Annotated in this window: 1 pseudogene; it reads left to right on the forward strand. The window is 60.6% G+C overall.

Annotated features, from left to right (window positions below):
• Positions 1–1,102 (forward strand): annotated as a pseudogene (locus E5W70_RS32355) (adenylate/guanylate cyclase domain-containing protein); the annotation flags it as partial.
• Positions 1,103–1,439 lie beyond the last annotated feature (337 nt).

The raw sequence follows: 1,439 nt of genomic DNA on the forward strand, positions 1-1,439 counted from the left end.
GGAGGCGTTTGTCGATGGCCTGACCGAAGACCTGATCACGGACCTATCGAGAACCAGCGGATTGTTTGTCATCGCCAGCAACTCTGTCTTTGCTTACAAAGGTAGGCATGTGGACGTGCGCCGCATCGCTCGCGAGCTCGGTGTGCGCTATCTCCTGGAGGGGAGCGCCCGGCGGGCTGCGGGACGAGTTCGCATCAACGCCCAATTGATCGACTCAATTGGAGGGGACCACCTGTGGGCCGAACGGTTCGACCGCAGCTTGGAGGATATTTTCGCCGTCCAGGACGAGGTGACGGGCAAGATCGTCGAAGCCTTAGCCGGCCGTTTGACGACCCAACCAGCGCGCAACAGACCTGCTAATCTGGAGGCTTATGACCTCTGTGTACGTGCGCGGGCATTGGGCTTGCAAACGGCACTCGCCGCGAAAGAGGCCATTTTCCTGCTGGAAGCGGCGATCGCACTTGATCCGGAATATGCCGAGGCGCACCGCTGGTTGGCGCTGAACCTTTGGTTGGGCTGGGAGTTCTGGGACGAGCCGATGGATCCCAATCGGGCAAGAGCGTTGGCGGAAGCACAACAGGCCGTGACGCTCGATCCTAACGATGCCGGGAACCACTGGGTATTGGGCATCATCCTCGGACATGAATGTCGCTGGGCGGAATCGGATGCTGAGTTCGATGCTACTGTGAAACTGGATCCCAACTATGCAGACGCATGGGCCATGCGCTCGGATCTGATTACGCTGAAGGGCCACCCGGCCGATGCCCTCGAACACGTACGCAAGGCGCTCCGGCTCAATCCGCACCCACCCGGTTGGTATTACTGGATGTTGGGGCAAGCCCAATATGCACTTCGCGACTACGGGTCTGCGGTCCAGACACTTCGCAGGCCTGAAACCTATCGCACAACATCGCGCCGCATCCTTGCGGCGAGCCTGGCACAACTCGGGCGGCTTGAGGAGGCGCGCCGGGAGGCACAGATGTTCATAATGAGCAATCCGAATTTTACAATCCGGCATTGGTCCGCCTCGCAACCTTTCCGCGATGAAAACGTGCGGCGGCATTTTGTGGAGGGCTATCGCATGGCCGGGCTGCCAGAATGAACGGTTGCGGGGCCGCCTGTCAACGGAGACTTGCGGCACCGGATCGCGCGACGCGAGGATCTCGCGGCCATCACCCTGCTTGTGGATGCGGCGATCGCTACACTTCGCTCGGAGTTCGCATAAAGACCCGCAATTCGCGGCTCTTTACGCTGGGGCTTCCAGGGCCTCCTCCAGGCCGTATCAAGCGACATCCGGAAGTGGCCCCTCCTATTGCCTCACCGAGGAATGTTACCGAACGCGATAGGGCCGACATGGGCCCTTTCTCCATCCGTCGCGGCGGAGGGAGATAGCGGCCAGCTCTTCATCCAACCGCCATCGAGGATGATCAGCCCAGCCA

The organism is Mesorhizobium sp. (assembly GCF_005063415.1).
GTDB lineage: Bacteria > Pseudomonadota > Alphaproteobacteria > Rhizobiales > Rhizobiaceae > Mesorhizobium.